This window comes from Halomonas alkalisoli (assembly GCF_021412585.1).
Classification (GTDB): domain Bacteria; phylum Pseudomonadota; class Gammaproteobacteria; order Pseudomonadales; family Halomonadaceae; genus Halomonas; species Halomonas alkalisoli.
Genome location: NZ_JAKCMI010000037.1, coordinates 217,275 through 240,853, shown reverse-complemented (window position 1 = coordinate 240,853; position 23,579 = coordinate 217,275). Strand labels below are relative to the sequence as shown.

Annotated in this window: 29 protein-coding genes; 18 read left to right on the top strand and 11 right to left on the bottom strand. The window is 64.6% G+C overall.

Annotated features, from left to right (window positions below):
* Position 1: 1 nt before the first annotated feature.
* From lptA to LY622_RS17310, 5 genes are read right to left on the bottom strand one after another with little or no spacing between them, the layout of a single operon-like run.
* A complete protein-coding gene (gene lptA / locus LY622_RS17330) occupies positions 2–529 on the bottom strand; it encodes a lipopolysaccharide transport periplasmic protein LptA (RefSeq protein ID WP_439649597.1) in 528 nt (175 codons plus the stop codon).
* Complete coding sequence (gene lptC, locus LY622_RS17325) at positions 526–1,149, bottom strand: LPS export ABC transporter periplasmic protein LptC (protein ID WP_234281286.1); 624 nt, start codon at positions 1,147–1,149, stop codon at positions 526–528. The genes lptA and lptC overlap by 4 nt, the downstream gene beginning before the upstream one ends.
* A gap of 4 nt (positions 1,150–1,153) precedes the next feature.
* On the bottom strand, positions 1,154–1,711 hold the full coding sequence (locus LY622_RS17320; protein WP_234292025.1) for a KdsC family phosphatase: 558 nt from the start codon (positions 1,709–1,711) through the stop codon (positions 1,154–1,156).
* 60 nt (positions 1,712–1,771) lie between these two features.
* Positions 1,772–2,785 carry a KpsF/GutQ family sugar-phosphate isomerase gene (locus tag LY622_RS17315; RefSeq protein ID WP_234292024.1) on the bottom strand — a complete coding sequence of 338 codons (1,014 nt, stop codon included), beginning with the start codon at positions 2,783–2,785 and terminating at the stop codon, positions 1,772–1,774.
* A 32-nt stretch (positions 2,786–2,817) separates the two neighbouring features.
* Positions 2,818–3,765: a calcium/sodium antiporter gene (locus LY622_RS17310; RefSeq protein WP_234292023.1), complete on the bottom strand. Its 948-nt coding sequence runs from the start codon at positions 3,763–3,765 to the stop codon at positions 2,818–2,820.
* Positions 3,766–3,906: 141 nt separating this feature from the next.
* Between LY622_RS17310 and LY622_RS17305 the strand changes: the two genes are divergently transcribed.
* From LY622_RS17305 to hisD, 9 genes are all read left to right on the top strand, one after another.
* Positions 3,907–4,719, top strand: coding sequence for an ABC transporter ATP-binding protein (locus LY622_RS17305; RefSeq protein WP_234292022.1), 813 nt, complete (start codon positions 3,907–3,909; stop codon positions 4,717–4,719).
* On the top strand, positions 4,716–5,498 hold the full coding sequence (gene mlaE / locus LY622_RS17300; protein ID WP_234281281.1) for a lipid asymmetry maintenance ABC transporter permease subunit MlaE: 783 nt from the start codon (positions 4,716–4,718) through the stop codon (positions 5,496–5,498). Before LY622_RS17305 ends, mlaE begins: the two co-directional genes overlap by 4 nt.
* 37 nt (positions 5,499–5,535) lie before the next feature.
* The gene (mlaD, locus tag LY622_RS17295) at positions 5,536–6,000 is read left to right on the top strand and encodes an outer membrane lipid asymmetry maintenance protein MlaD (protein ID WP_234292021.1); all 465 of its coding nucleotides are present in this window, start codon (positions 5,536–5,538) and stop codon (positions 5,998–6,000) included.
* A gap of 49 nt (positions 6,001–6,049) precedes the next feature.
* Entirely contained in the window at positions 6,050–6,727 is a 678-nt protein-coding gene (locus tag LY622_RS17290; protein WP_234292020.1) for an MlaC/ttg2D family ABC transporter substrate-binding protein, read from the top strand.
* On the top strand, positions 6,724–7,062 hold the full coding sequence (locus LY622_RS17285; protein WP_234292019.1) for an STAS domain-containing protein: 339 nt from the start codon (positions 6,724–6,726) through the stop codon (positions 7,060–7,062). Before LY622_RS17290 ends, LY622_RS17285 begins: the two co-directional genes overlap by 4 nt.
* 123 nt (positions 7,063–7,185) lie before the next feature.
* Positions 7,186–7,455, top strand: coding sequence for a BolA family protein (locus LY622_RS17280; RefSeq protein ID WP_234292018.1), 270 nt, complete (start codon positions 7,186–7,188; stop codon positions 7,453–7,455).
* Between the two features lie 13 nt (positions 7,456–7,468).
* Positions 7,469–8,731, top strand: coding sequence for a UDP-N-acetylglucosamine 1-carboxyvinyltransferase (gene murA, locus LY622_RS17275; protein ID WP_234292017.1), 1,263 nt, complete (start codon positions 7,469–7,471; stop codon positions 8,729–8,731).
* A 43-nt stretch (positions 8,732–8,774) separates the two neighbouring features.
* Positions 8,775–9,437 (top strand): ATP phosphoribosyltransferase, encoded by a 663-nt coding sequence (gene hisG, locus LY622_RS17270; protein WP_234292016.1) that lies wholly within the window; start codon positions 8,775–8,777, stop codon positions 9,435–9,437.
* A gap of 66 nt (positions 9,438–9,503) precedes the next feature.
* Positions 9,504–10,826 (top strand): histidinol dehydrogenase, encoded by a 1,323-nt coding sequence (hisD, locus tag LY622_RS17265; RefSeq protein WP_234292015.1) that lies wholly within the window; start codon positions 9,504–9,506, stop codon positions 10,824–10,826.
* A 129-nt stretch (positions 10,827–10,955) separates the two neighbouring features.
* On the opposite strand, the gene LY622_RS17260 is transcribed toward hisD, so the two are convergent.
* The gene (locus LY622_RS17260) at positions 10,956–12,173 is read right to left on the bottom strand and encodes a Do family serine endopeptidase (RefSeq protein ID WP_234292014.1); all 1,218 of its coding nucleotides are present in this window, start codon (positions 12,171–12,173) and stop codon (positions 10,956–10,958) included.
* Positions 12,174–12,275: 102 nt separating this feature from the next.
* Here LY622_RS17260 and LY622_RS17255 point away from each other — a divergent pair, with 102 nt between their 5' ends.
* Entirely contained in the window at positions 12,276–13,037 is a 762-nt protein-coding gene (locus tag LY622_RS17255) for a Nif3-like dinuclear metal center hexameric protein (RefSeq protein WP_234292013.1), read from the top strand.
* Between the two features lie 32 nt (positions 13,038–13,069).
* Here LY622_RS17255 and LY622_RS17250 read toward each other — a convergent pair whose 3' ends face one another.
* Complete coding sequence (locus LY622_RS17250) at positions 13,070–13,519, bottom strand: ZapG family protein (protein WP_234292012.1); 450 nt, start codon at positions 13,517–13,519, stop codon at positions 13,070–13,072.
* Positions 13,520–13,735: 216 nt separating this feature from the next.
* On the opposite strand from LY622_RS17250, the gene zapE reads away from it, so the two are divergent.
* The 8 genes from zapE to LY622_RS17210 all read left to right on the top strand — a co-directional run bounded on the left by zapE (position 13,736) and on the right by LY622_RS17210 (position 20,072).
* Complete coding sequence (gene zapE / locus LY622_RS17245) at positions 13,736–14,920, top strand: cell division protein ZapE (RefSeq protein ID WP_234292011.1); 1,185 nt, start codon at positions 13,736–13,738, stop codon at positions 14,918–14,920.
* Between the two features lie 158 nt (positions 14,921–15,078).
* The gene (gene rplM / locus LY622_RS17240) at positions 15,079–15,507 is read left to right on the top strand and encodes a 50S ribosomal protein L13 (protein ID WP_043516860.1); all 429 of its coding nucleotides are present in this window, start codon (positions 15,079–15,081) and stop codon (positions 15,505–15,507) included.
* 13 nt (positions 15,508–15,520) lie between these two features.
* Positions 15,521–15,910, top strand: a complete 390-nt coding sequence (rpsI, locus tag LY622_RS17235) for a 30S ribosomal protein S9 (RefSeq protein WP_043516861.1) — start codon at positions 15,521–15,523, stop codon at positions 15,908–15,910.
* 214 nt (positions 15,911–16,124) lie between these two features.
* Entirely contained in the window at positions 16,125–16,718 is a 594-nt protein-coding gene (petA, locus tag LY622_RS17230) for a ubiquinol-cytochrome c reductase iron-sulfur subunit (RefSeq protein WP_234292010.1), read from the top strand.
* The gene (locus tag LY622_RS17225) at positions 16,718–17,977 is read left to right on the top strand and encodes a cytochrome b (protein WP_234292009.1); all 1,260 of its coding nucleotides are present in this window, start codon (positions 16,718–16,720) and stop codon (positions 17,975–17,977) included. The genes petA and LY622_RS17225 overlap by 1 nt, the downstream gene beginning before the upstream one ends.
* Entirely contained in the window at positions 17,977–18,744 is a 768-nt protein-coding gene (locus LY622_RS17220) for a cytochrome c1 (protein WP_234281267.1), read from the top strand. Before LY622_RS17225 ends, LY622_RS17220 begins: the two co-directional genes overlap by 1 nt.
* Before the next feature lie 148 nt (positions 18,745–18,892).
* Positions 18,893–19,519, top strand: a complete 627-nt coding sequence (sspA, locus tag LY622_RS17215; RefSeq protein WP_234292008.1) for a stringent starvation protein SspA — start codon at positions 18,893–18,895, stop codon at positions 19,517–19,519.
* A 49-nt stretch (positions 19,520–19,568) separates the two neighbouring features.
* Positions 19,569–20,072: a ClpXP protease specificity-enhancing factor gene (locus LY622_RS17210; protein WP_234292007.1), complete on the top strand. Its 504-nt coding sequence runs from the start codon at positions 19,569–19,571 to the stop codon at positions 20,070–20,072.
* A 101-nt stretch (positions 20,073–20,173) separates the two neighbouring features.
* Here LY622_RS17210 and LY622_RS17205 read toward each other — a convergent pair whose 3' ends face one another.
* From LY622_RS17205 to LY622_RS17190, 4 genes are read right to left on the bottom strand one after another with little or no spacing between them, the layout of a single operon-like run.
* The gene (locus LY622_RS17205; RefSeq protein WP_234292006.1) at positions 20,174–20,752 is read right to left on the bottom strand and encodes a BON domain-containing protein; all 579 of its coding nucleotides are present in this window, start codon (positions 20,750–20,752) and stop codon (positions 20,174–20,176) included.
* Positions 20,753–20,757: 5 nt separating this feature from the next.
* Positions 20,758–21,351: a phosphoheptose isomerase gene (locus LY622_RS17200; protein WP_043517869.1), complete on the bottom strand. Its 594-nt coding sequence runs from the start codon at positions 21,349–21,351 to the stop codon at positions 20,758–20,760.
* Between the two features lie 38 nt (positions 21,352–21,389).
* A complete protein-coding gene (locus LY622_RS17195) occupies positions 21,390–21,758 on the bottom strand; it encodes a YraN family protein (protein WP_234281263.1) in 369 nt (122 codons plus the stop codon).
* Entirely contained in the window at positions 21,742–23,541 is a 1,800-nt protein-coding gene (locus LY622_RS17190; RefSeq protein WP_234292005.1) for a penicillin-binding protein activator, read from the bottom strand. Before LY622_RS17190 ends, LY622_RS17195 begins: the two co-directional genes overlap by 17 nt.
* Between the last annotated feature and the right edge of the window lie 38 nt (positions 23,542–23,579).

Genomic DNA, 23,579 nt, shown 5'->3' with positions numbered 1-23,579 from the left:
ATCAGCGCTCCGGTTGCAGGGTCATGCGAATCCGCTGGCGACCTTCGACCCCTTCGCTCTCGGCACGCGCCTGAACCACGCGGCGATCGAGGAAGTATTCGAGATAGCCGCCATCGAAGGTGTCGCCCCGCTGATGCAGCTCGGCCTGGTCGATCAGCTCTACCCGTCGCTCGGCGACATGGTAGACGATGGTACGTCCCCAGCCACGCACCACGGGTTCGTCGGGATCGGGCTGCTGTTCGATATAGGCGCGTTCGCCGGTGGCGGTGGCGCGGGTCAGCTCACCGGCCTGGTTGCGGCGGATCTCCACCCGGTTGCCGGTCAGTCGCATGGTGCCCTGGCGAATGTCCACGTCGCCGGTATAGACGGCGGTGCCGGCGGTGTCGTCGAGGTCGAGCTGGTCGGCCTCGACTTCGATGGGCTGATCGGCGTCGCGCTGCTGGGCCACGGCGGCACCGCCTGCCCATGCCATGCCAACCAGCGCCAGGGTGAGCAGCATTCGGGCGGTCGGGAACTTGTATCGCTTCATGGCGTGACATCCTCTGGGTTGACGGCGTCGGCCTGGCCCCGCTGGGCGCCTACCGGGGGGTGGTGGCCGCGAACATTGTCGGTCAATCGTGACCGGTTGTCATGGATCCAGGCATCGAAGCGATCGCCGCGCATGTGTTGGGGCGGCTGCTGGAGCAGTGCCGGGGTGTCGCTCCAGGCGTGCCCGACATCGGCATCGAAGTGCAGGATGTCGGTATCGAGCTGCCAGCGCTCCTCCGGGGCGAACAGGCGGGCGTTGCCGGTCAGCGTCAGTGGATTGCCCCCGGGGCCGAGCCGCCCCTCGTCGCCGTTGGCGATCCAGAGCCGCCCCTCTCGATCGATCAAGTGGGCGACCGGGGTTACTGCCCGGGTGACATCATCATGGGGGGTATGCACCAGGCGCGGGCTGTCCAGGCGCTGGTGGGCCCGCCCCTGGGCGTCGAACCGCGTCAGTCTGGCCTCTTCGAGGTAGTAGTCCGGCTCCCCGGCCTCATCGGTGGGCACCGGGCCGGGGGAGGGGGTCTGCCAGGGGGCCAGCCACGCCAGCAGTGCTCCCAGGCCAATCAGGATCAGCAGAAGCCACAGTCGAAACGAGGGGCGGGGCAGGCGCTTGGGTAGCATGCGGTCAGTGCTGGACGTGAAGGTAGGTGTCGACCAGTGCGTCCCGGTGACCCTGGGCTTCGAGCAAGGTATCGCAGATCTCGCGAACGGCCCCGTGGCCACCGCTGCGCGTGGTGATCCAGTCGGCCAGGGAGTGGATATAGGGCGGGGCCCCGGGCACCGTGATGCCGATGCCGGCACGCTGGATGGCGGCCAGGTCGGGGAGGTCGTCGCCGCAGTAGGCGACCTGCTCCAGGGAGAGGTCCTTGCGCCGGCAGAGCTCGCGCAGGGTGGCCAGCTTGTCCTGGCAGCCCTGGAAGACGTGGTCGATGCCCAGTGACGCGGCGCGATGGCTGACCATGGGAGAGTCACGGCCCGTCAACAGGGCGACCTGGATGCCGGCGCGGCGCAGCAGCTTGATGCCCAGTCCGTCCTGGGTGTGGAATGCCTTGATCTCCACGCCGTCGGCCTGGAAATAGAGGCGACCGTCGGTCAGTACCCCATCGACATCGAGGGCCAGTAGACGGATCTGGCGCAGACGGTCGAGGAGGCGGGGGTCGTTGATCGGGGTTGCCAGAGCCATGGGCTCTCCTTAATGGTTCAAAAGGTCAGAGGTTCAAAAAATCAGAGGTTCGATGGGTCGTCAGATCACGCCGCTGCGCAGCAGATCGTGCATGTGCAGGGCGCCGACCGGGTGCCCCTCGTCGTCGACCACGGCCAGGGCCGTGATCAGGTTGTCCTCCATGACGCGAACTGCCTCGGCGGCCAGCAGGTCGGGGGCGATGCGCTTGCCGGGACGGGTCATCACGTCATCGACCGTCAGTTGGCTCAGGTCGTTGTGCTGGTCCAGGGTGCGGCGCAGGTCGCCATCGGTGTAGACGCCGATCAGGTGATTCTGCTTATCGACCACGCAGGTGAAGCCGAGCCCCTGTCGGGATATCTCCAGCAGGGCGTCCCGCAGCGGGCTGCCCAGCGGTACGCTCGGCAGCCGCGCCCCCTGATGCATGAGATCGGCGACCCGCAGCAGGAGTCGCTTGCCCAGGCTGCCGCCAGGGTGGGAGCGGGCGAAGTCCTCGGCGGTGAAGCCCCGGGCTTCCAGCAGGGCCACGGCCAGGGCATCTCCCAGGGCGAGTGCCGCCGTGGTCGAGGCGGTGGGGGCCAGGTCAAGCGGACAGGCCTCCCGGGCGACGCCGGCATCCAGGTGGGCGTCGGCGTGGCGCGCCAGCGTCGAATCGGGGCGCCCCGTCATGCTGATCAGCGGTGTGCCCAGGCGCTTGAGCAGCGGCAGGATCGCGGTGACCTCGCCGGTTTCGCCGGAGTTGGAGAGGGCCAGCACCACGTCTCCGGGGGTGATCATGCCGAGATCGCCATGGCTGGCCTCGCCGGGGTGGACGAAGAAGGCGGGCGTGCCGGTGCTGGCCAGGGTCGCCGCGATCTTGCCGGCAATATGGCCGGATTTCCCCATGCCGGTGACGACCACCCGCCCCTGGCAGGCGAGCATCAGTTCGCAGGCGCGATCGAACTGGCTGTCCAGGCGGTCGGCAAGCGCGGCGATGGCCTGCTGTTCGACCTCCAGGGTGCGGCGCGCACTGTCCCGCAGTGGCGATGCACCGTTGGCTGGGTCGACAGGCTGGGGTGAAGAGGTGTCGATGGTCATGGCGATGATTGTTGCCCGTTGTGGCGTTTCACTCAAGGGCTGCCGTTGCCGGCAAGCGCCAGCCAGCCCAGGTAGCCGAGATAAGCCGCCAGCAGCAGGCCGGCCGGCAGTCGTGTGAGGCGGCCCTGGCGCTGCCACAGCAGCAGCATGGCCATGGCCAGGGTCAGCAGCAGCATGACGGGATAGTCGCGGCTGGCCGCTGCCGCATCGATTGGTCCGGGTGCGAGCAGGGCGGGAATGGGCAGCACTGCCAGCAGGTTGAACAGGTTCGAGCCGATGACATTGCCGATCGCCAGCTCATGGTGCCCCTTGAGGGCGCTGGCCACGCAGGCGGCAAGCTCCGGAAGGCTGGTGCCGATGGCCACGACGGTGAGGCCGATGATCAGGTCGCTGACGCCCATGCCCTGGGCCAGCTCGCTGGCACCCCAGACCAGTATGCGGGAGCTGAGCATCAGCAGCAGCAGGGTGCCGGCCAGCCAGCAGAGTGCCCGCGGCAGTGGCAGATCGGGTATCTCTCCCACCGGGACGGCGTCCGGTGTATCGGCGCGCACCAGCCACCACAGGCTGAAGATCAGCAGCAGGGCGAGGAAGAGTGCATCGAAGCGTCCGAGGATGCCGTTGGCCAGGGCATATCCGGCCATGCCGGTGGCACCCAGCAGCAGCGGCAGTTCGCGCCGCACCAGCGAGAAGGGCACGGGGATCGGTCGTACCAGTGCCGTGACGCCGAGTACGAGGCCGATATTGGCGATATTCGAGCCCAGGGCGTTGCCGGTGGCCAGGTCGGGAATGCCGTCCAGGGCGGCGAATACCGCCACGACCATTTCCGGGGCGGAGGTGCCCAGTGCCACCACGGTCATGCCGATCAGCAGGGTGCTCAGGCCGGTGCCGCGGGCGGTGGCCGCGGCCGCGCCGACGAAACGATCGGCACTCCAGACCAGGGCGATGAGTCCGGCGATGACCATGAGCAGGGGTATCAGCATGAGTAGGACAGGGCCGAGGCGTTGAGGAGGCGCATATTAGACGTGCTGGCGGGCCAGTGTGCAAGTGCGGCCGGGGTTGGGCTGGCGCCCTGCGGCCTGGTTAGGATACGATGTTCGATAATTTTTCGATGGACATCCGCAATGACCGATTCCCCCTTCGTGGTGGTGGAGGGTCTGCATTTTGCCCGGGGGGAGAAGGATATCTTCCGTGGCGTGGAGCTGCAGATCCCGCGGGGCAAGATTACCGCCATCCTGGGTCCCAGCGGCACGGGCAAGACGACCCTGCTCAAGCTGATCGGCGGACAGCTCGCTCCCGATGAGGGCCGCGTCAGGATCGACGGCGAGGATGTGCATGCCCTGTCGCGCAAGGCACTGTTCCGGCTGCGGCGCCGGATGGGCATGCTGTTCCAGAGCGGTGCGCTCTTCTCCGATCTCAGCGTGTTCGAGAACGTGGCCTTTCCCCTCCGGGTGCACACCGACCTGCCCGAGGCGATGATCCGTGACGTGGCGCTGATGAAGCTGCAGGCAGTCGGGCTGCGCGGCGCGCGCGACCTGATGCCGTCCGAGCTCTCCGGGGGCATGGCCCGCCGGGTTGCCCTGGCCCGAGCGATTGCCCTGGACCCCGAGCTGATTCTCTACGATGAGCCCTTCGTGGGGCAGGATCCCATTTCCAAGGGCGTCCTGGTACAGCTGATCAAGCGGCTCAACGATGCGCTGGGACTGACGGCCATCGTGGTGTCACACGATATCCAGGAAACACTGTCCATAGCCGACTATGTCTACGTGATTTCCGACGGCCGGGTCATGGCCCACGGTACGCCGGACTCGCTGGATGTGGATGAGGATCCGCGGGTCAGTCAATTCGTCCATGGGGAGCCCGACGGGCCGGTGCCCTTCCACTATCCGGCGACCGATTTCTTCAGCGACATCCTCAACATGGAGAAGCGTTCATGATCGGGCGAATCGTGAGCCTGGGGCGTCGCGGTTGCGAAGTGCTCGAAGCCCTGGGCCGGGCGGGGCAATTCCTGGCCCAGTCGGCCGTTGGTGTGCCATCGCGGGAGGGCTGGTACCTGTGGCTGCGGCAGGTGCATTTCGTCGGCGTGCTGTCGCTGGCCATCGTGCTGGTCTCGGGGCTCTTCATCGGCATGGTGCTGGCCCTGCAGGGGTACACCCTGCTGGTCGATTTCGGCGCCGAACAGGCGCTGGGGCAGATGGTGGCGCTCTCTCTGCTGCGTGAACTCTCTCCCGTGGTTGCCGCACTGCTGTTTGCCGGCCGGGCCGGCTCGGCGTTGACCGCCGAGATCGGCCTGATGAAGGCCACCGAGCAGCTCACCAGCATGGAGATGATTGGCGTCGACCCGCTGCGACGGGTAGTGGCCCCCAGGCTATGGGCCGGTTTCGTGGCGCTGCCGCTGCTCACCGTCGGTTTCAGCGTGGTCGGTATCTACGGTGGGTACCTGGTGGGTGTCGAGTGGCTGGGGGTCTTCGAAGGCTCCTACTGGGGCAACATGCAGGCCAGCGTCGATTTTGTCGGCGACGTGGGCAATGGCATGGTCAAGAGTGTTGTCTTCGCCCTGGTGGTCACCTGGATCGCGGTATTTCAGGGCTACGATCTGGTGCCCACCTCGGAAGGTATCTCGCGGGCGACCACACGAACGGTGGTCTACTCCTCGCTGGCGGTGCTCGGCCTGGATTTCGTGCTCACCGCGCTGATGTTTGGAGGATTTTCCTGATGACGGGAAGGCTTGTTTTGACGTTCGGAGAGACGGAATGAAACGCAGCAAGACGATGGAGCTGGGTGTCGGCCTGTTCATGCTGGCGGGCATCCTCGGGCTCCTGTTCCTGGGGATGCGGGTCAGTGGCATGGCCTTCACCGTGCCGGGGGATACCTTCCGGCTCGAGGCCAACTTTGCCAATATCGGCAGCCTCAAGCCGCGCGCCCGAGTCACCATGGCGGGGGTGACAGTGGGTCGAGTCACCGCCATCGAGCTCGATACCGACTGGTACGATGCCCGCGTGGTGCTGGAGCTCGACGGCGAGCTCGAGGGTCAGTTAGCCCGCGACACTACCGCGGCGATTCTCACTGCCGGCCTGCTCGGTGAGCAGTACATCGGACTCACGGTAGGGGGTGATCCGGAGACCCTTGCCGATGGCGATACCATCCGCGACACCCAGTCTGCCATGGTGCTGGAAGAACTCATCCAGCAATTCGTGTCCAATATGGTCAGCGACTAGAGGCCCTTGCCTTGCATCACTCAATCATCGTTTCGTTAGAGGTCAGCCCATGACAGGTCAAGCCAAGACATTGATGTCTAGCTCCCATACTCTCCTTCGTCTGCTGGTGGTCGGGTTGTGCCTGGCGCTGTTCTCGCTGTCGGCCAAGGCCGAGCCGGAGCGCAGCCCGGAGCAGGTGATTCGCGACAGCATCAACGAGATGATGGGCCAGATAGAGGGGCGGGAAGATTACTTTGCGGCCAATGTGAATGAACTGAAGGCATTGGTCGACGAGAGCCTGGATGAGATTGCCGACTTTCGCTACATCGGGGCAAGCGTGATGGGGCGCTATTTCCAGAACGCCACGCCCCAGCAGCGCTCCCGCTTCGTCAATACCTTCCGCCAGACGCTGATCGATACCTACACCAAGGGCCTGGTGACCTTCGACTATCGCGAGCTGCGGGTGCTGGACAGTCAGCGGCCGCCGCGTCATGAAGATCAGGCGAGCGTGGCCATGGAGGTGGTCGCGGTCGATGGCACCGTCTACCCCGTCAGCTATACCCTGCGCCTCTCGGATGGTCAGTGGAAGGTGGTCAATGTCATCGTGAACGGCATCAACCTGGGGCTGACGTTCCGCAATCAGTTCGACCAGGCCATGCGCGATCACAACCGCGATTACGATGCCGTGATCGACAGCTGGTCGCCGGAGCTGGCTGCCGACGAGCTCGAAGAAGGCGGCAGTGAATGAGCCTGCTGCTCGACCGTGGGGGTGTCCGTCTCGAGGCCAGCCCCGCCAGGCTGGCCGTGACCGGCGATGTCGATTTCGACATGGCGGCTCAGCTTGCCGAAGCCGGTAGCGGCTGGCTGGTCTCGCAGTCGGCCGGTTCCCGACTGGAGCTGGACCTGCATGGCGTCGAGCGGGTCAGCAGCGCGGCGCTCAGTGTATTGCTGGAGTGGACCCGGTGCGCCCGCGGGGCCGGCATCCAGATTGATGCGGTACGTCTCTCCGAGCCCTTGCTCAGGTTGACCAGGGTCGCCGGTCTCGATGCCCTGCTGCCGGTTGCCGAATCGACCTCTTCTTGAGTTCTGCCCTGCCCGGCATCGCCAAGCGGGGCGCTTTTCATTACCATGTCACCATTACCCGACTCTGGCACCGGCCCTGGCGGCCGTGTGCCCCCTTTTTCGACCACAGGAGTTCCGGTTTCCATGCAACCCAGTGATGTCAAGGCGCTGCTAGAGACCCGTATCGAAGGCTGCGATTTTCATATTCAGGGCGAAGGCTGCAACTTCCAGGTCATCGCCGTGGGTGACGTGTTCGACGGCCTGTCGCCGGTCAAGCGCCAGCAGTTGATCTATGGCGCCCTGTCCGAAGAGATCGCCTCAGGGGCCGTTCATGCCGTCAGCATCAAGACCTATACCCCGGCGCAGTGGGCTGGCGCGCCGGAAAATGCGGCTTCACAGAACCAGGGTGCCTGACGGTCGAACCTCCATGGACAAGTTGATCATAACCGGTAGTGGCCCCGTCAGCGGCGAGGTCTGGGCCAGCGGCGCCAAGAACGCCGCTCTGCCCATTCTGTGTGCCACACTGCTCGGCGACGAGCCCGTGACCATCGGCAATCTGCCGCATCTGCAGGACATCACCACCACGCTGGAGCTGCTCGGCCGCATGGGCGTCGAGCCGGTGATGGGGGAGAAGATGACCATCCAGCTGGATGGCTCCCAGGTGAAGGATTGCCATGCGCCCTACGAGCTGGTCAAGAAGATGCGCGCCTCCATCCTCGTGCTCGGGCCCCTGCTGGCTCACTTCGGCCATGCGGACGTGTCGCTGCCCGGTGGCTGTGCCATCGGCTCGCGCCCCGTGGACCTGCATATCCGGGGGCTGGAGGCCATGGGGGCGGAGATCCGCGTCGAGGGCGGCTATATTCGCGCCCGGGTCGACGGGCGCCTCAAGGGCGCCACGATCTTCTTCGACACCGTCACCGTCACCGGTACCGAAAACCTGCTGATGGCTGCGACCCTGGCCGCCGGTACTACGATACTGGAGAACGCCGCCCGCGAGCCCGAGGTGGTCGACCTGGCCGAGTGCCTGATCAAGATGGGGGCGAAGATTCGTGGCCACGGTACCGACACCATCGTGATCGAGGGTGTCGAGCGACTCCACGGTGCCTACCACGACGTCATGCCGGATCGTATCGAGACCGGTACCTTCCTGGTGGCGGCTGCGCTCAGCCGCGGGCGCGTGCGGGTTCGCAATACCCGCGCCGACATCCTCGAGGCGGTGCTGGCCAAGCTGGAGGAGGCCGGTGCGAAGATCACCCTGGGGGAGGGCTGGATCGAACTGGACATGGAGGGGCGTCGGCCACGGCCGGTGAATATCCGTACTGCACCGTACCCCGCCTTTCCCACCGACATGCAGGCCCAGTTCGTGGCCCTCAATGCGGTGGCGGACGGCAACTCCCGGGTGGTCGAGACCATCTTCGAGAACCGCTTCATGCACGTGCAGGAACTGAACCGCATGGGGGCGAAGATCGTGCTCGAGGGCAACACCGCGCTGATTACCGGCGTCGAGCGGCTCTCGGGCGCACCGGTCATGGCCACCGACCTGCGGGCCTCGGCCTCGCTGGTGATCGTTGCCATGATGGCCGAAGGCGAGACGCTGGTGGACCGCATCTACCATATCGATCGCGGCTATGAGTGCATCGAGGAGAAGCTGCAGCTCCTGGGCGCGCGGATCCGCCGAATTCCCGGCTGAGCGGCTCCTTCGACATGCGCTTTTCCCGACCACAGGCGAGACCATGAGCAAGCAACTGATTCTGGCCCTCTCCAAGGGCCGTATTCTCGACGAAACCCTGCCGCTGCTGGCCGATGCCGGCATCACGCCGGCAGAGGACCTGGGCAAGAGCCGCAAGCTGCTCTTCGACACCAACCTGGCGGACGTCAAGCTGGTGATCATCCGCGCCACCGACGTACCGACCTATGTCCAGCTCGGGGCCGCCGACCTGGGTGTCGCCGGCAAGGACGTGCTGCTCGAGCATGGCGCCGAGGGTCTCTACGAGCCGCTGGATCTCGAGATCGCCAAGTGCAAGCTGATGACCGCCGGCATCGATGGCGCCGAGCCGGCTCGTGCGCGTCGCCGGGTGGCCACCAAGTTCGTCAACGTGGCCCGGCGCTATTACGCGGAGCAGGGCATCCAGGCCGAGGTGATCAAGCTCTATGGCGCCATGGAGTTGGCGCCGCTGATGAATCTGGCCGACGAGATCGTCGATATCGTCGATACCGGCAATACGCTGCGCGCCAACGGCATGTCGCCGCGGGAGCTGATCGCACCGATCAGTACTCGTCTGGTGGTCAACAAGGCGGCCATGACCATGAAGCACGCTCAGCTCAAGCCGTTGATCGCTCGCCTGACCGATGCGGTCGGCAAGCGGCGTGCCAGCGAAGGCGCCATCTCGCCTTGAACGCCGCGGCGCAAGGCAAGTGAGCGCATTACCACTGCTTTCATTCTTGTAGAGGCGAACGCCATCATGAGCGAAACCCTAGTCGATACCGTCGAGATCGCGCGGCTCTCAACCGCCGACGGCGATTTCGAGACGCGCCTCGACGCGCTGCTCGCCTGGGAGGGCGTATCCGATGCCGAGATACAGCGCCGCGTCGATGACATCCTCGCCGGTGTCAGGGCGCGTGGCGATGCGGCGCTGATCGAGTACTCCAATCGCTTCGACCGGCTCGCCGTGTCGGGCATGGCGGAGCTGACCCTCGGTGCGGAGCGGCTCGAGGAGGCCTTCGTCGGTCTTCCCGAAGAGCAGCGCGATGCCCTGTCGAAGGCGGCGGAACGGATCCGCGCCTACCACGAGCGCCAGAAGCCGGAGTCCTGGGCCTTCACCGAGGCCGACGGCACCGTCCTGGGGCAGCAGGTCACGGCCCTGGATCGTGCCGGTATCTACGTCCCCGGGGGCAAGGCGGCCTACCCCTCCTCGGTGCTGATGAATGCCATACCCGCCCATGTTGCCGGGGTGCGCGAGATTGTCATGGTGGTGCCCACGCCGGATGGCGTGCTCAATGAGCTGGTGCTGGCGGCGGCGCACCTGGCGGGGGTCGACCATGTCTTCACCATCGGCGGTGCCCAGGCCGTAGCGGCCCTGGCCTATGGCACCGAAACGGTGCCCCGGGTCGACAAGATCGTGGGTCCCGGCAACATCTACGTGGCTACCGCCAAGCGGGCGGTGTTCGGCCAGGTGGGGATCGACATGATCGCCGGGCCCTCCGAGATCCTGGTGATTTCCGATGGGGGAACCGATCCCGACTGGCTGGCCATGGACCTCTTCTCCCAGGCGGAGCATGACGAGGACGCCCAGGCTCTGCTGGTCAGCTGGGACGCCAACCACCTGGATGCCGTGGAGGCATCCATCGAGCGGCTGCTGCCGACCCTGGAACGAGAGGAGATCGTACGTCAGTCGCTGTCGCGTCGTGGTGCCTTGATTCATTGTCGAAACAGGGAGGAGGCGGTCCGCTTGATCAACCGGATCGCACCGGAGCACCTGGAGTTGTCCATGGCAGACCCGGAGGCGCTGCTGCCTGAGGTGCGCCATGCGGGCGCCATCTTCATGGGGCGCTACACCGCCGAGGCGCTGGGCGACTACTGTGCCGGCCCCAACCACGTGCTGCCGACATCGGGAACGGCGCGCTTCTCGTCGCCGCTGGGCGTCTACGATTTCCAGAAGCGTTCTTCGATCATCAACTGCTCCCGGGAGGGAGCGTCGGAACTGGGGCGGGTGGCATCGATCCTCGCCCGCGGCGAGTCGTTGACCGCCCACGCCCGCTCGGCCGAGTACCGGATCCAGGAGTAGCGCTTGCCGGCCGCTGCCGGGGCGATAACGCGAAAGACCCTGTCCAGCGAATGGACAGGGTCTTTTTGTGAAAGCTCAGTGTACGTTCGTATCGGCTGCGTGTTGGCAGGTGGCGCGGCAGCCTGCGCCTTAGCGTTCCGGCTGTCTCAGCTGCGGGGGTGGGCGCTCGCCGACTTCCAGTTCGATGCCCAGTTTCTCGCCGCTACGCACGACCGTCAGCGGCAGGGTGGCGCCGGGCTGGATGGCGGCGATGTCGCTCATTGCCACGCGGGCATCGAGGATGGGGCGGCCATCGACTTCCAGCAGCACGTCGCCCGGGCGCAGGCCTGCCCGGGCGGCGGGCCCCTCCGGTACCACGCCGGAGATCACCACGCCGCGAGGGGCCTGCAGGCCGAAGGAGGCGGCCAGCTCCGGGGTGATCTCCTGCGCCTCGATGCCCAGCCAGCCGCGGATCACGCGTCCCTGGGTCACCAGGTCATCGAGGATGCTGTGGGCCAGGCGCGTGGGAATGGCGAAGCCTACGCCCTGGGAGCCGCCTGAGCGCGAGAAAATGGCGGTATTGATGCCTACCAGGGCGCCTTCGGCATTGATCAGGGCGCCACCCGAGTTGCCGGGGTTGATGGCGGCATCGGTCTGAATGAAGTCTTCATAGGCACTCAGGCCCAGGTGGGTGCGCCCCGTGGCGCTGATGATGCCCATGGTGACGGTCTGGCCCACGCCGAAGGGGTTGCCGATGGCCATGGCGATGTCGCCTATCGCCACATCCTCGGTGTCGTATAGGACGATCACCGGGAGGTCTTCCAGGTCGATGCGCAGAACGGCCAGGTCGCTATCCGGGTCGGTGCCGATGACCTCGGCCAGGGTTTCACGACCGTCGCGCAGGGCCACCTGGATTTCGTCGGCACCGTCGATCACGTGATGGTTGGTCAGTACATAGCCGTCTTCGCTGACGATGACGCCGGAGCCCAGACTGGAGAGGAATCGCTGTTGGCTGGGCAGGTCGTCGCCGAAGAATTGACGGAAGAACGGATCCGACATCATCGGATGCTCTTCGAGAGCGACGACCCGCGAGGAGTAGATATTGACCACCGCCGGGGCGGCCTTCTCCACCGCCTCCGAATAGCTGACCGGCCCCTGCATGCGGCTCAGGGGTTCGGCTTGGCGCACCTCGGGGGTGGCGCGCGAAACCGGTGGCTGCAGCTCGCTGGGCGCTTCGGCCACCGGCGCGGAGGCGGGAGGCTCGGGAGGTTTAGGGCCCAGCAGCTGCGGAAAGGTATTGAGCAGCACGATGGCCAGTAACACGCCAATGAGGACGGGCAGGGCATAGGCTAAGAGCGGACGACGCATGCGGTGCTTTCCTGATTGGCGAGGCGCAGTCGATGCCGCCCCGCGCAGTCGTTACAATGACAGCATTGTAACATTCCAAGCGAACCGCTGTCCGGAGGCTGAATGATTTCCCGCGACGACCTGGTAAGGACCTGCGACGCCCTGCTCGATGCGCCTCGCTTCAAGGATTACACGGTCAATGGGCTGCAGGTGGCAGGGCGTGCTCGCATCGCCCGGGTCATGACCGGTGTCACCGCCTGTCAGGCGCTGCTTGACGAAGCGGTGACCTGGGGGGCCGACCTGGTGCTGGTGCATCACGGCTACTTCTGGAAGAACGAGCCGATTCCCATCACCGGCATGAAGCAGCGTCGTCTGCGGACGCTGCTGCTCAACGACATCAACCTGCTCGCCTACCATTTGCCGCTGGACGCCCATGCCGAGCTGGGCAACAACGCCGAGCTGGCCCGCCGGCTGGGCTTTCTGGTAGAGGGCTGCGCCGATGGCGAGATCGGTGAAGGGTTGATATGGATGGGCCGGCTGCCGGAAGCCAGTGGGGCCGCCGAGTTGGCGAGCCACGTGGCCGCTTGCCTGGGACGTGAGCCGCTGCTGGTCGAGGCGCCTGGCGTGGGTGCGGTGAGGCGTGTGGCCTGGTGTACGGGCGGGGCGCAGGACATGATTACCCAGGCCTGGGAGGCCGGCGCCGACGCCTTCATCTCGGGTGAGATATCCGAGCGTACCACTCACCTGGCCCGCGAGCTCGGTATCCACTATCTGGCCGCCGGGCATCATGCCACCGAACGCTACGGAGTCCAGGCGCTGGGCGAGTGGCTGGTCCGGGAGTTCGGCATCGAGCACCGCTTCGTCGATATCGACAACCCGGCGTGACGCCGGGCTGGCGGCATCCTTCCGTCCCCTGGTCAGTAGCGTGGCGGCTGGGGGGCGTCGCTGGTCTCGGTGTCGGACTTGAGTCCGAAGTCCTCGGAGAGGGTGCCACCGGTGCCGTCGGCATAGTCCCGGGGCGTGGGAATCTCCTCGTCCCGGGGGGCGAGCGTCTTCTGCTTGGCTGCGTCGAGACGGCGGGTGGCTGGCGTCTCGCAGTGCAGGGTGCTGGCGTCTTCGGTCACCCGGTGCTCGAGAGTGCGGATCTCGCGCTGTATGTTGGCGACCATCATGCCGACCTGGGTGAAATGCTCTCCCAGGCCCTCCTTCAGCTCGCTCAGTTCCCTCTCGCGTTCTGCCAGCTGCCGCCGCTGGTACTGCAGGCGGCTCGCGGAGGCGCCGAACAGATGATAGCCCAGGCCGCCGAGGCCCATGCCGGCCAGCAGGCCGACGATGGCGACGAGCCAGTTGATGTTGCCGTATTCCACGTGGTTCTCCCCCTGATGCTGATACACGCTGCGCGCGTGGTGTCGCCATGGCGCCGCACTCGGCCGTCTGGCGACCCATTATAGGGGTGTGGGCGGCTGGCCGGTCAACGCAGTGTCGGCACCGCGGCGGCGCGGGCCAATATTCTGCGCAATGGCGCCAGGGGGCGTATAATGCCGAGCTTGCCAACTTTCGAGCCAAGTCAGCAAGGAATTGCCATGTGCGCGACTGCCCCCCCCGTGGACTCCCGTTCGACATCCGTGAATACGCCCCTGGCGCGTTACCGTGCCGATGTCGAGCGTGAAGGCTTCCAGTACGATCCGGCCCAGGAGCAGGCCGTCATGCACCTGCAGCATCTCTTCGATCAGCTGGTTGCAACGCCGCGTGTGGAGCCAAGGGCGGTGACCACGGGGCGCGGTATCAAATCGAAGATGGCGGGCCTGTTCGGCAAGCGCGACAGGTCTGACGATGCACCCTCGCTACCGGCGATTCAGGGGCTCTACCTCTGGGGTGGGGTGGGGCGCGGCAAGACCTATCTGGTCGATACCTTTCACGAGTCGCTGCCGTTTCCCGACAAGATGCGCACCCATTTTCACCGCTTCATGCAGCGTGTGCACAACGAGCTCGAGCACTACAAGGGCGAGAAGAACCCGCTCACCCTGATTGCCGGCAAGTTTGCCGCCGAGGCGCGGGTGATCTGCTTCGATGAATTCTTCGTCAAGGACATCACCGATGCGATGATCCTGGCCAATCTCCTGGAGGCGCTCTTCGAGCGTGGCGTCGTGCTGGTGGCGACGTCGAATATCATCCCCGACGAGCTTTACAAGGATGGCCTGCAGCGGGCGCGATTCCTGCCCGCCATCGACCTGCTCAACCGGCACTGCCGGGTGGTCAATGTCGATTCCGGCATCGATTATCGACTGCGGGCGCTGGAGCGTGCCGAGATCTTCCATGCGCCCCTCGACGAAGCGGCCGATGGCGAGCTCGCGCGCAGCTTCCGGGAGATTGCCGGGCACGACGGCGAGGCCGATGTGACGATAGAGGTCAATCATCGTGTGCTCCATGCGCGCCGGCTCCATGACGACGTGGTGTGGTTCGAGTTTCGCGAGCTGTGCGACGGGCCGCGGAGCCAGAACGACTATATCGAGCTGGCCCGGGAGTACCACACCGTGCTGGTCTCCAATGTGACGTGCATGGGGGCGGCAACCGACGACCAGGCGCGGCGCTTCATCAACATGGTCGACGAGTTCTACGACCGTGGCGTCAAGCTGCTGCTCTCCGCCGAGGCCTCGGCCGAGGCGCTCTATGCCGATGGCCGGCTCGAGTTCGAGTTTCAGCGCACCCTGTCGAGGCTCCAGGAGATGCAGTCCCACGAGTACCTGGCACGGCCGCATAAACCGTGACAAGCCCCTTATCATGGGCCGGTGAGTCGTGTAGAATGCCGCCTCGCTCGAACGTTGTCGTCGCTGTCGGTGGCGACAACCAAGAAGAATAGGGATGATCCCCAGCCGGAAGCCCCGGCGGCAGGATCCAATACATCTATATTGTGGTGATTTCATCCATGAAGACGTTCACTGCTAAGCCGCAGTCCGTCCAGCGCGACTGGTATGTCGTCGATGCTGCGGACAAGACGCTCGGTCGTCTGGCCACCGAAATTGCTCGTCGCCTGCGCGGCAAGCACAAGCCGGAATTCACGCCTCACGTCGATACCGGCGACTACATCGTCGTGATCAACGCCGAGAAGGTGCATGTCACCGGCAACAAGGCGAAGGCCAAGACCTATTACCGTCACACCGGCTATCCGGGTGGCCTGCGCTCCATGAGCTTCGAGAAGATGATCGCTCATGCTCCCGAGCGTGTCATCGAGTCCGCTGTCAAGGGTATGCTGCCGAAGGGCCCCCTGGGACGTGCGATGTATTCCAAGCTCAAGGTCTACGCCGGCGCCGAGCATCCGCACGCCGCCCAGCAGCCGCAAGAATTGAACATCTGAGGGGGTCATTGCCATGACACAGCACTATTACGGTACCGGGCGCCGCAAGACATCCACCGCCCGCGTCTTTCTCAAGCCGGGAACCGGCAAGATCACCGTCAACAGCCATGAGCTGGACCAGTACTTTGGTCGCGTCACCGGTCGCATGGTGGTTCGCCAGCCGCTGGAGCTGACCGACACCGTGGGTCAGTTCGACGTCTTTGTCACCGTCAAGGGTGGTGGTGGTTCCTCCCAGGCCGGCGCCATTCGCCACGGCATTACCCGTGCCCTGATGGAGTACAACGAGGACTTCCGTCCGGCACTGCGTGCGGCCGGCTATGTCACTCGTGACGCCCGTCAGGTCGAGCGGAAGAAGGTCGGTTTGCGCAAGGCGCGTCGTCGCCCGCAGTTCTCCAAGCGCTGATCACGGCCTTTCAAGACAGAAAAACCCAGGCGATTGCCTGGGTTTTTTCTTTTGAAAAACAGAATTTTGCACAAAAAATACCACCTTGGTCAGGCGTGCTTTGTCTTGTGCCAGGCGGCAGGATTCCTTAAGATACGACGGATTTTATATCCGTGGTTGCGGGATACCACCCCCGTGCTGGATCAACGGGTAAGCTGATGGGAGAAACCATACAATGGCAGATAACGGCGTGAACAAAGGGCGGCGCCGTCTCCTCCTGGGTGCCACCACCGTAGTGGGTGCGGTGGGTGCAGTGGGAGTGGCGGTTCCCTTTGTGGCTTCCTGGCAGCCGAGTGCCAGGGCACGAGCGGCGGGGGCACCGGTAAGTGCAGATGTGTCGAAGCTTGAGACGGGACAGCGGATGACCGTTGAGTGGCGCGGGCGTCCGGTGTGGATCGTCAGGCGTACCGACGACATGATCGAGCGTACCGAGAACTTCGATCCCGCTCGTCTGGCCGACCCGGACTCCAACGAACCGCAGCAGCCGCAGTATGTCACCGGCCCGCTGCGTTCGATCCGGCCCGATATCTCGGTGCTGATCGGGATCTGCACGCATCTTGGCTGCTCACCGCTCTATCGCCCCGAACCGGACGACGTCGATATGACAGCCTGGCCCGGGGGCTATTTCTGTCCCTGTCACGGCTCCTATTTCGATCTGGCGGGTCGCGTATTCCGCAACGTGCCGGCACCGACCAATCTCGAAGTGCCGCCGTATCGCTTTGAGAGCGATGACGTGATCATCGTTGGCGAAGACGAGGAGACTGCCTGATGGGTAATCCGAACAAGGTCAAGGCGGAAAGCGGCTTCATGCGCTGGGTGGATGATCGCTTTCCGGCTACTCAGATGTGGCAGGACCACCTGTCCAAGTACTATGCACCGAAGAATTTCAATTTCTGGTATTTCTTCGGCTCGCTGGCCATGTTGCTGCTGGTCAACCAGATACTGACCGGCATCTGGCTCACCATGAGCTACAACCCTTCGGCCGAAGGCGCCTTTGCCTCGGTCGAGTACATCATGCGTGATGTCGAGTGGGGCTGGCTTATTCGCTACCTGCACTCCACCGGTGCCACTGCCTTCTTCGTGGTCATCTACCTGCACATGTTCCGCGGCCTGCTCTATGGCTCCTACAAGGCGCCACGGGAGCTGGTGTGGATCTTCGGCATGGCCATCTACCTGCTGCTCATGGCCGAGGCCTTCATGGGCTACCTGCTGCCCTGGGGGCAGATGTCCTACTGGGGCGCTCAGGTCATCATCTCGCTGTTCTCGGCGATACCGGTGATCGGTCCGGACCTGACCCAGTGGATTCGCGGTGACTTCCTGATTTCTGGCATCACCCTGAACCGCTTCTTCGCCCTGCACGTGGTGGCACTGCCCATCGTGATCCTGGCGCTGGTGGTGCTGCATATCATTGCCCTGCATGAGGTCGGCTCCAACAATCCCGACGGCATCGACATCAAGGCCAAGAAGGATGAGACCGGCAAGCCGCTGGACGGCATCCCGTTCCACCCCTACTACACCGTGAAGGACATCTTCGGTGTGGCGGTATTCCTGTTCGTCTTCGCGGCCGTGGTCTTCTACTTCCCCGAGGGGGGGGGCTACTTCCTTGAGGCACCCAATTTCCAGCCGGCCAACCCGATGGTGACGCCGGATCACATCGCGCCGGTCTGGTATTTCACGCCCTTCTACGCGATCCTGCGGGCGATCACCTTCGACCTCTTCGGCCTGGATGCCAAGTTCCTTGGCGTGGTCTTCATGGGCGGGGCCATTGCGGTACTCTTCGTGCTGCCCTGGCTGGATCGTAGCCCGGTGCGCTCCATGCGCTACAAGGGGTGGATGTCCAAGACGATGCTGGCGATCTTTGCCATCAGCTTCGTGATCCTGGGTATCCTCGGTGCACTGCCGGCGACACCGCTGCGCACGGCGGTGGCCCAGCTGTGCACGGCCCTGTACTTCGCCTTCTTCCTGCTGATGCCGTTCTATACGCGGCTGGAGAAGACAAAACCCGTTCCGGAGAGGGTGACTGGCTAATGAAAAAGCAACTGTTCGCACTGCTCTTCGCGCTGGTGCCCTTCGCGGTGGCGGCGGCGCCGGCTGCCGATACGCCCTACTCGATGACGCCGGATCTCAATGACGAGGCGTCGTTGCAGCGGGGAATGCAGCTCTATGTCAACTACTGCATGGGCTGCCATAGCCTGGAGCACCAGCGTTTCGCCCGGGCCGCCGAGGATTTCGGCATGCCCCAGGACCTGGTGGAAGAGAACCTGATCTTCTCGTCCGACCTGGCCTACAACGACCAGATGCACATCGCCATGACCCGCGATGATGCGGCCAACTGGTTCGGTGCCGCGGCGCCGGACTTGACCCTTCAGACGCGGGTGCGCAGTGCCGACTGGGTCTACTCCTATCTGCTGACTTTCTACAAGGACCCGAGTCGCCCGAACGGGGTGAACAACGAGGTCTTCGACATGGTGGCGATGCCCAACGTGCTCGAGCCGCTGCAGGGGGTTCAGGAGAAGGTCTGTGCCGAAACCGACCGTCCGGTGGAGGGTGCCGAGCTCGATCCGCTGACCGGGAAGTATCAATCCTGCGATGTGCTTCAGGTCACCCGGCCGGGCTCCATGGAGCCGGACGAGTTCGAGGAAGCGGTCTATGATCTGACCAACTTCCTGGCCTATGTGGGCGAGCCTTCCAAGCTGCAGGCTCAGGTTCTCGGGCCGAAGGTGCTGCTCTTCATCTTCATCTTCGGTGTGCTGGCCTATCTGCTCAAGCGTGAGTATTGGCGCGATATTCACTGATTCCTTGCGGGTCAGTCTGTGAGGCAGGGGGCGTATGGCTGTGTGCCATGCGCCCCCTGCGTCTTGTTTTATGCCTGTTGCAACGCACACGCACGACGATGCGTGCGCGTGTTATCATCCCGGTTCGAATTGATGCGAGGATTGTTTCATGGGTGTAGTGGCCAAGCGGTCGTCGATGATCTTCTATTCCGGAAGCGATGATCACTTCAGTCATCGCGTGCGCATCGTACTCGCCGAGAAGGGCGTGGCGGTGGATATTGTCGAAGTCAGTGGCGAACAGCGCCCTGAAGAACTCGCCGATCTCAACCCCTACAACAGTGTGCCCACGCTTCTCGATCGCGACCTGGTGCTGTACGAATCCAAGGTGATGATGGAGTACCTGGATGAGCGCTTCCCGCATCCTCCGCTGCTCCCGGTCTACCCGGTGGCGCGAGCCCAGAGCCGGCTCTGGATGCATCGTATCGAGCGTGAGTGGTGCCCGCTGGTCGAGCAGATCGAGCAGGGGCCGAAGAAGGAAGTCGAGAAGGCACGCAAGGAGCTGCGCGAAAGCCTGGTAGGCATCTCGCCAATCTTCGAGGACGTGCCGTTCTTCATGAGCGAGGAGTTCTCGCTGGTCGACTGCTGTATCGCTCCGATCCTGTGGCGGCTGCCGGTACTTGGCATCGAGCTGCCGGAGAAGCAGGTCCAGCCTCTGGTTACCTATATGGAGCGGTTGTTCGAGCGCGATGCTTTCGTCGCTTCACTGAGTGAGACCGAGCGCGAAATGCGCAACTGATTACAGCGCCGGGCGCGGCCCGGCGTCTTCAAACGGAGGAGGGCGCAGAATGCTATCGAGCCGTCCCTATCTTGCCAGAGGCCTCTACGAGTGGCTCCTGGACAACGAGTACACCCCCTACGTGGTCGTGGATGCCGAGCAGGCCGGTGTCATCGTGCCGCGTCAGTTCGTCCAGAACGGCCAGATCGTCCTCAATGTGGGGCCAACCGCGGTTCGCGACCTGCATATCGAGAACGATGCCATCACCTTCAGTGCCCGCTTCGGCGGTCAGCCCATGCAGGTAGTGGTACCCATGCCGGCGCTGATCGCCATCTATGCCCGTGAGAATGGCGTAGGGATGGTGTTCGGCCATGAGCCGGTGATTCCTCAGGCCGCGAGCGGTGGCGAAGAGGAGGCCGCGGAGCGGCCTGAGCTGACTGCCGTCGAAAGCGAGGGTCGTGAGCCGGAAGGCCGTGAGTCGGAAGGGTCGGGAGAGGAGCGGGAAGAGGTCAAGAGCGAGTCCAGGGCCAAGACCAAGCCCAAGGGGCGCCCGTCGCTCAGGATCATCAAGTAGCGAGCTCGCGGGACATTCATCGCTCGGCTGAAGGCGAGCGAAGGATCCCAACGTAAAACGGCAGGCCCATGGGCCTGCCGTTTTTGCATCCATCGGTGGCGTCAATCGATATAGTCGAAGACCTTGACGATGCGCTGCACGCCGCCGATACGCGAGATGGCGTTGACGATGCGATCTGCCTCCGCGCGGGTGACGATGCCCATCACATAGACGCTGGCGTTCTCGGTGACGAAACGCAGTCGACTGGTGTCGATGGTCTCGTCGGTGGCCAGGCTGGTGCGAATGCGGGTATTGATCCAGGTATCCGACAGGCGCTGGCTTGCCGGAAGGTTGGCGGCAACGGAGAGTTCGTTGTGAACGTCGCGCACGTTGCGTACGTCACGGGCGATCTCGGTGGCTTTCTGCTTGAGCTCCTCGCTGGGTACCTGGCCGGTGAGCAGTACGATGGCATTGTAGCTGTCGACATTGATGCGGGCATCGCCCAGGCGGGCATCGTTGCGCCGCAGGTTATGGGCGATCTTGGTCTCGATGCTCTCGTCCTCGACCTGGGCGCCAAGGGTGCGCTTGCCATAGTTCTCGTCGATGGTGCCGGGGTTGGCGACACCGGTAACCGTGGTGCAGCCCGCCAATGTCAGCAGGAAGGCGGTCAGGAAGAGGGGGATCAGTCTCGTAAGGGCCATGTCGTTTACTCGCTGCTGCCGAAGAGTTGTTCATCGATGAGGTCGCACAGGCAGTGGATCACCAACAGGTGAACCTCCTGGATGCGTGCTGTCGAGGTGGCCGGGACGCGAATCTCGCAGTCGTCCTGGCCGAGCAGGGATGCCATGTCGCCGCCGTCACGACCGGTCAGGGCGACGACCGTCATGTCGCGGTCGTGGGCCGCCTGTATCGCCTGGATGACGTTGCCGGAGTTGCCGCTGGTGGAGATGGCAAGCAGGATGTCGCCGGGCTGGCCCAGGGCGCGAATCTGCTTGGAGAATACCTCGTTGTAGCTGTAGTCGTTGGCGATGGACGTCAGTGTCGAGGTGTCGGTGGTCAGGGCCAGGGCGGGCAGGCTGGGGCGCTCCCGCTCGAAGCGGTTGAGCAGTTCGGAAGAAAAGTGCTGGCTGTCGCCGGCGCTGCCGCCATTGCCGCAGGCAAGGATCTTGCCCTCATTGACCAGGCACTGGACCATCATCTGGCTGGCTACCTCGATGAACGGCGGTAATACCTCGCTGGCATAGGTCTTGGTGTCGATGCTGGCATTGAAGTGGCCGAGTATGCGTTGCTGAAAATCCATTCTATGAGGTCCTGGTCCTGGGGGCTGTAGCAAGCCGGTCAGAACGCTTCGAAGGCGCCTTGCACCCATTCGAAGTCGAGAGCGGGCGGGGTGCCGGTCACGGCCAGCGCGTCAAAGCGGCACGGACATGATAGCCGGTTGCGTGCAAGATAAAAACGCGCTGCGCGTATCAGGCGGCGCTGCTTGGTGGCGGTGATGGTTTCCAGCGGATGACCATGCCGGGTGTCGGCACGGTGGCGGACCTCGACGAAGACGAGTGTCTCACCATCGCGCATGATCAGGTCGAGCTCCCCGCCTTTCACCTGGTGGTTGCTGGCGATCAGCGCCAGGCCGCGCGCAGCGAGCCAGTCGGCGGCGAGGCGCTCGATATGAGCGCCTCGTGCTCTTGCATCAGTTCCGCTGGCCATTGGCGGACGGCTCGCGGTCAGGAAGCCCGTTTTCCATCAGGTCGGTGCCGAGCAGGTCGATGGCCAGGATCGGCTGCGGCACGCCGCGCTGGAACCGTGCCCAGGGGAGGTGCCGCTCGATGCGTCCGTCGGCGGCGCGGGTCAGTCGGCCCGTGGCGCCGTTAAGCTCACTCTCCGGCATCAGCTGGAACTGCGGCAGACGGCGTGCGAGCTCGTAGGCGTCCACGCCCATGGCCATCAGGCGGAAGACGGAGGGGTCGGCGTCTGCGTGCAATTGCTGATAGCTGCTGAGGTAGGGAAGGGCTTCCACCCCGCCGACGGCGGCATCGGGAATCTGCCACGGGATGTCGATGAAGTTCACGTCATCCAGGTCATGGTCGAGCAGCGGCTGCGGACGTCCCTCGAAGAGATGCGAGGTGGCATAGATCGGTAGGGTGGAGGCGTTATAGTAGTCCAGGGTCGGGGGGACCTGGCGTGCATAGCTGGGCAGTGCCAGCAGGAACAGCATGTCCGGCCGGCCGCCGGAGAGAACGCGACGCGTGCTCTCGGTGGCGGAGCCGCGGGGGTCGTAGGCCACCGCATTGGTGATGGTGCCGTCCAGGCGGCGCCACTCCTCCTCGAAGGCGCGTCCGACCCGCCGTCCCCATTCGTTGTCCGGAACCAGCATGGCGCTGCGACGATGGCCATCGTCGCGGCCCCGTCTCGCCACCTGGCGAGCTTCGTCCTCGGCCGACAGGCCGTACTGGAAGAATCCCTGAGCCCGGTTGGTCTCGCCATGGCCGTAATTGAGGCCCAGGGTTGGCAACGGCAGCCGGTCGCGGTTTTCGAGTTCCGTCACCAGGTCCTTGTCCAGCGGGCCGATGACGACCTGGGCGCCGCGGTTGCGTGCTTCCTCGTAGAGGGCGTCGATACTGCTCCGGCTGGTATCCAGGAACGTCAGTCGAACGCCGCCGTTGCGTTCGGCCGCACTCTGGTGATGGGAACGGATGCCGTCCCGAATCGCTTCGGCCACGCCGGCCAATGGGCCCGACTCAGGCAGGAAGACGGCAATATGCCGGACTTCCTGGCCGCGCAGCTCGCGCAGGGCTATCAGGTCTTCGGGAACGCTTCGCGCGGCGGGGTGCCGGGCATTGCGTTCGCGCCACTCATCGAGGCGCATGAAGAGTCGCTCGATGTCGCCGCCGCTTTCTCGCACCAGGTTGGCGAGCGCCAGCCAGCCCCGGCCCAGGTCGTCGGTCTCGTCGCGCATGGACGCAAGCTCGGGTCCCTCGAGACGCGAGAGCGAGGACCAGATGGGGTCGTTCAGCGCCTCGCTGTCCGTTTGGGCCTGTACGCCGATCAGGATCAGCGCGGCCGCGCGATGCTCATCGACCTGGGCCAGGGCCCGGCCATGCCGCTCGCGCAGTATCAGGCCGGCGTCACGGGGTACCTGGATCTCGTCGAGCAGCTGTGCGGCCTGGATGACGGCCCAGGGCTCCCCCTCGGACTCGCCGAGCTCGGAGAGCAGCATGGCCCACTGCAGGCGGTATTCGGCGGGCAGCCGCTGATCGTCGATATCGCTGGCCACCTCGAGCGCCTGGGTGCGCCGACCCTGGCGTGCTAGGATATCGGCCGCTTCGAGGCGGCTGATCGCCGCCTGTTCGGGCCCCTGCTGCCGGGCCTGCTCGAGCAGGTAGGCGGGGTCGTCGTCGGGGACACGATCGACGATGCCGGGAGGCGCGCAGCCGGCCAGCAGTATGGCCAGAAAGGCAATGGCCAGCAGGCCGCGGGGCATTTTCAGCATGATTCTTCCTTGTCCGGGGAGCTTGCCAGGGAGCCGAC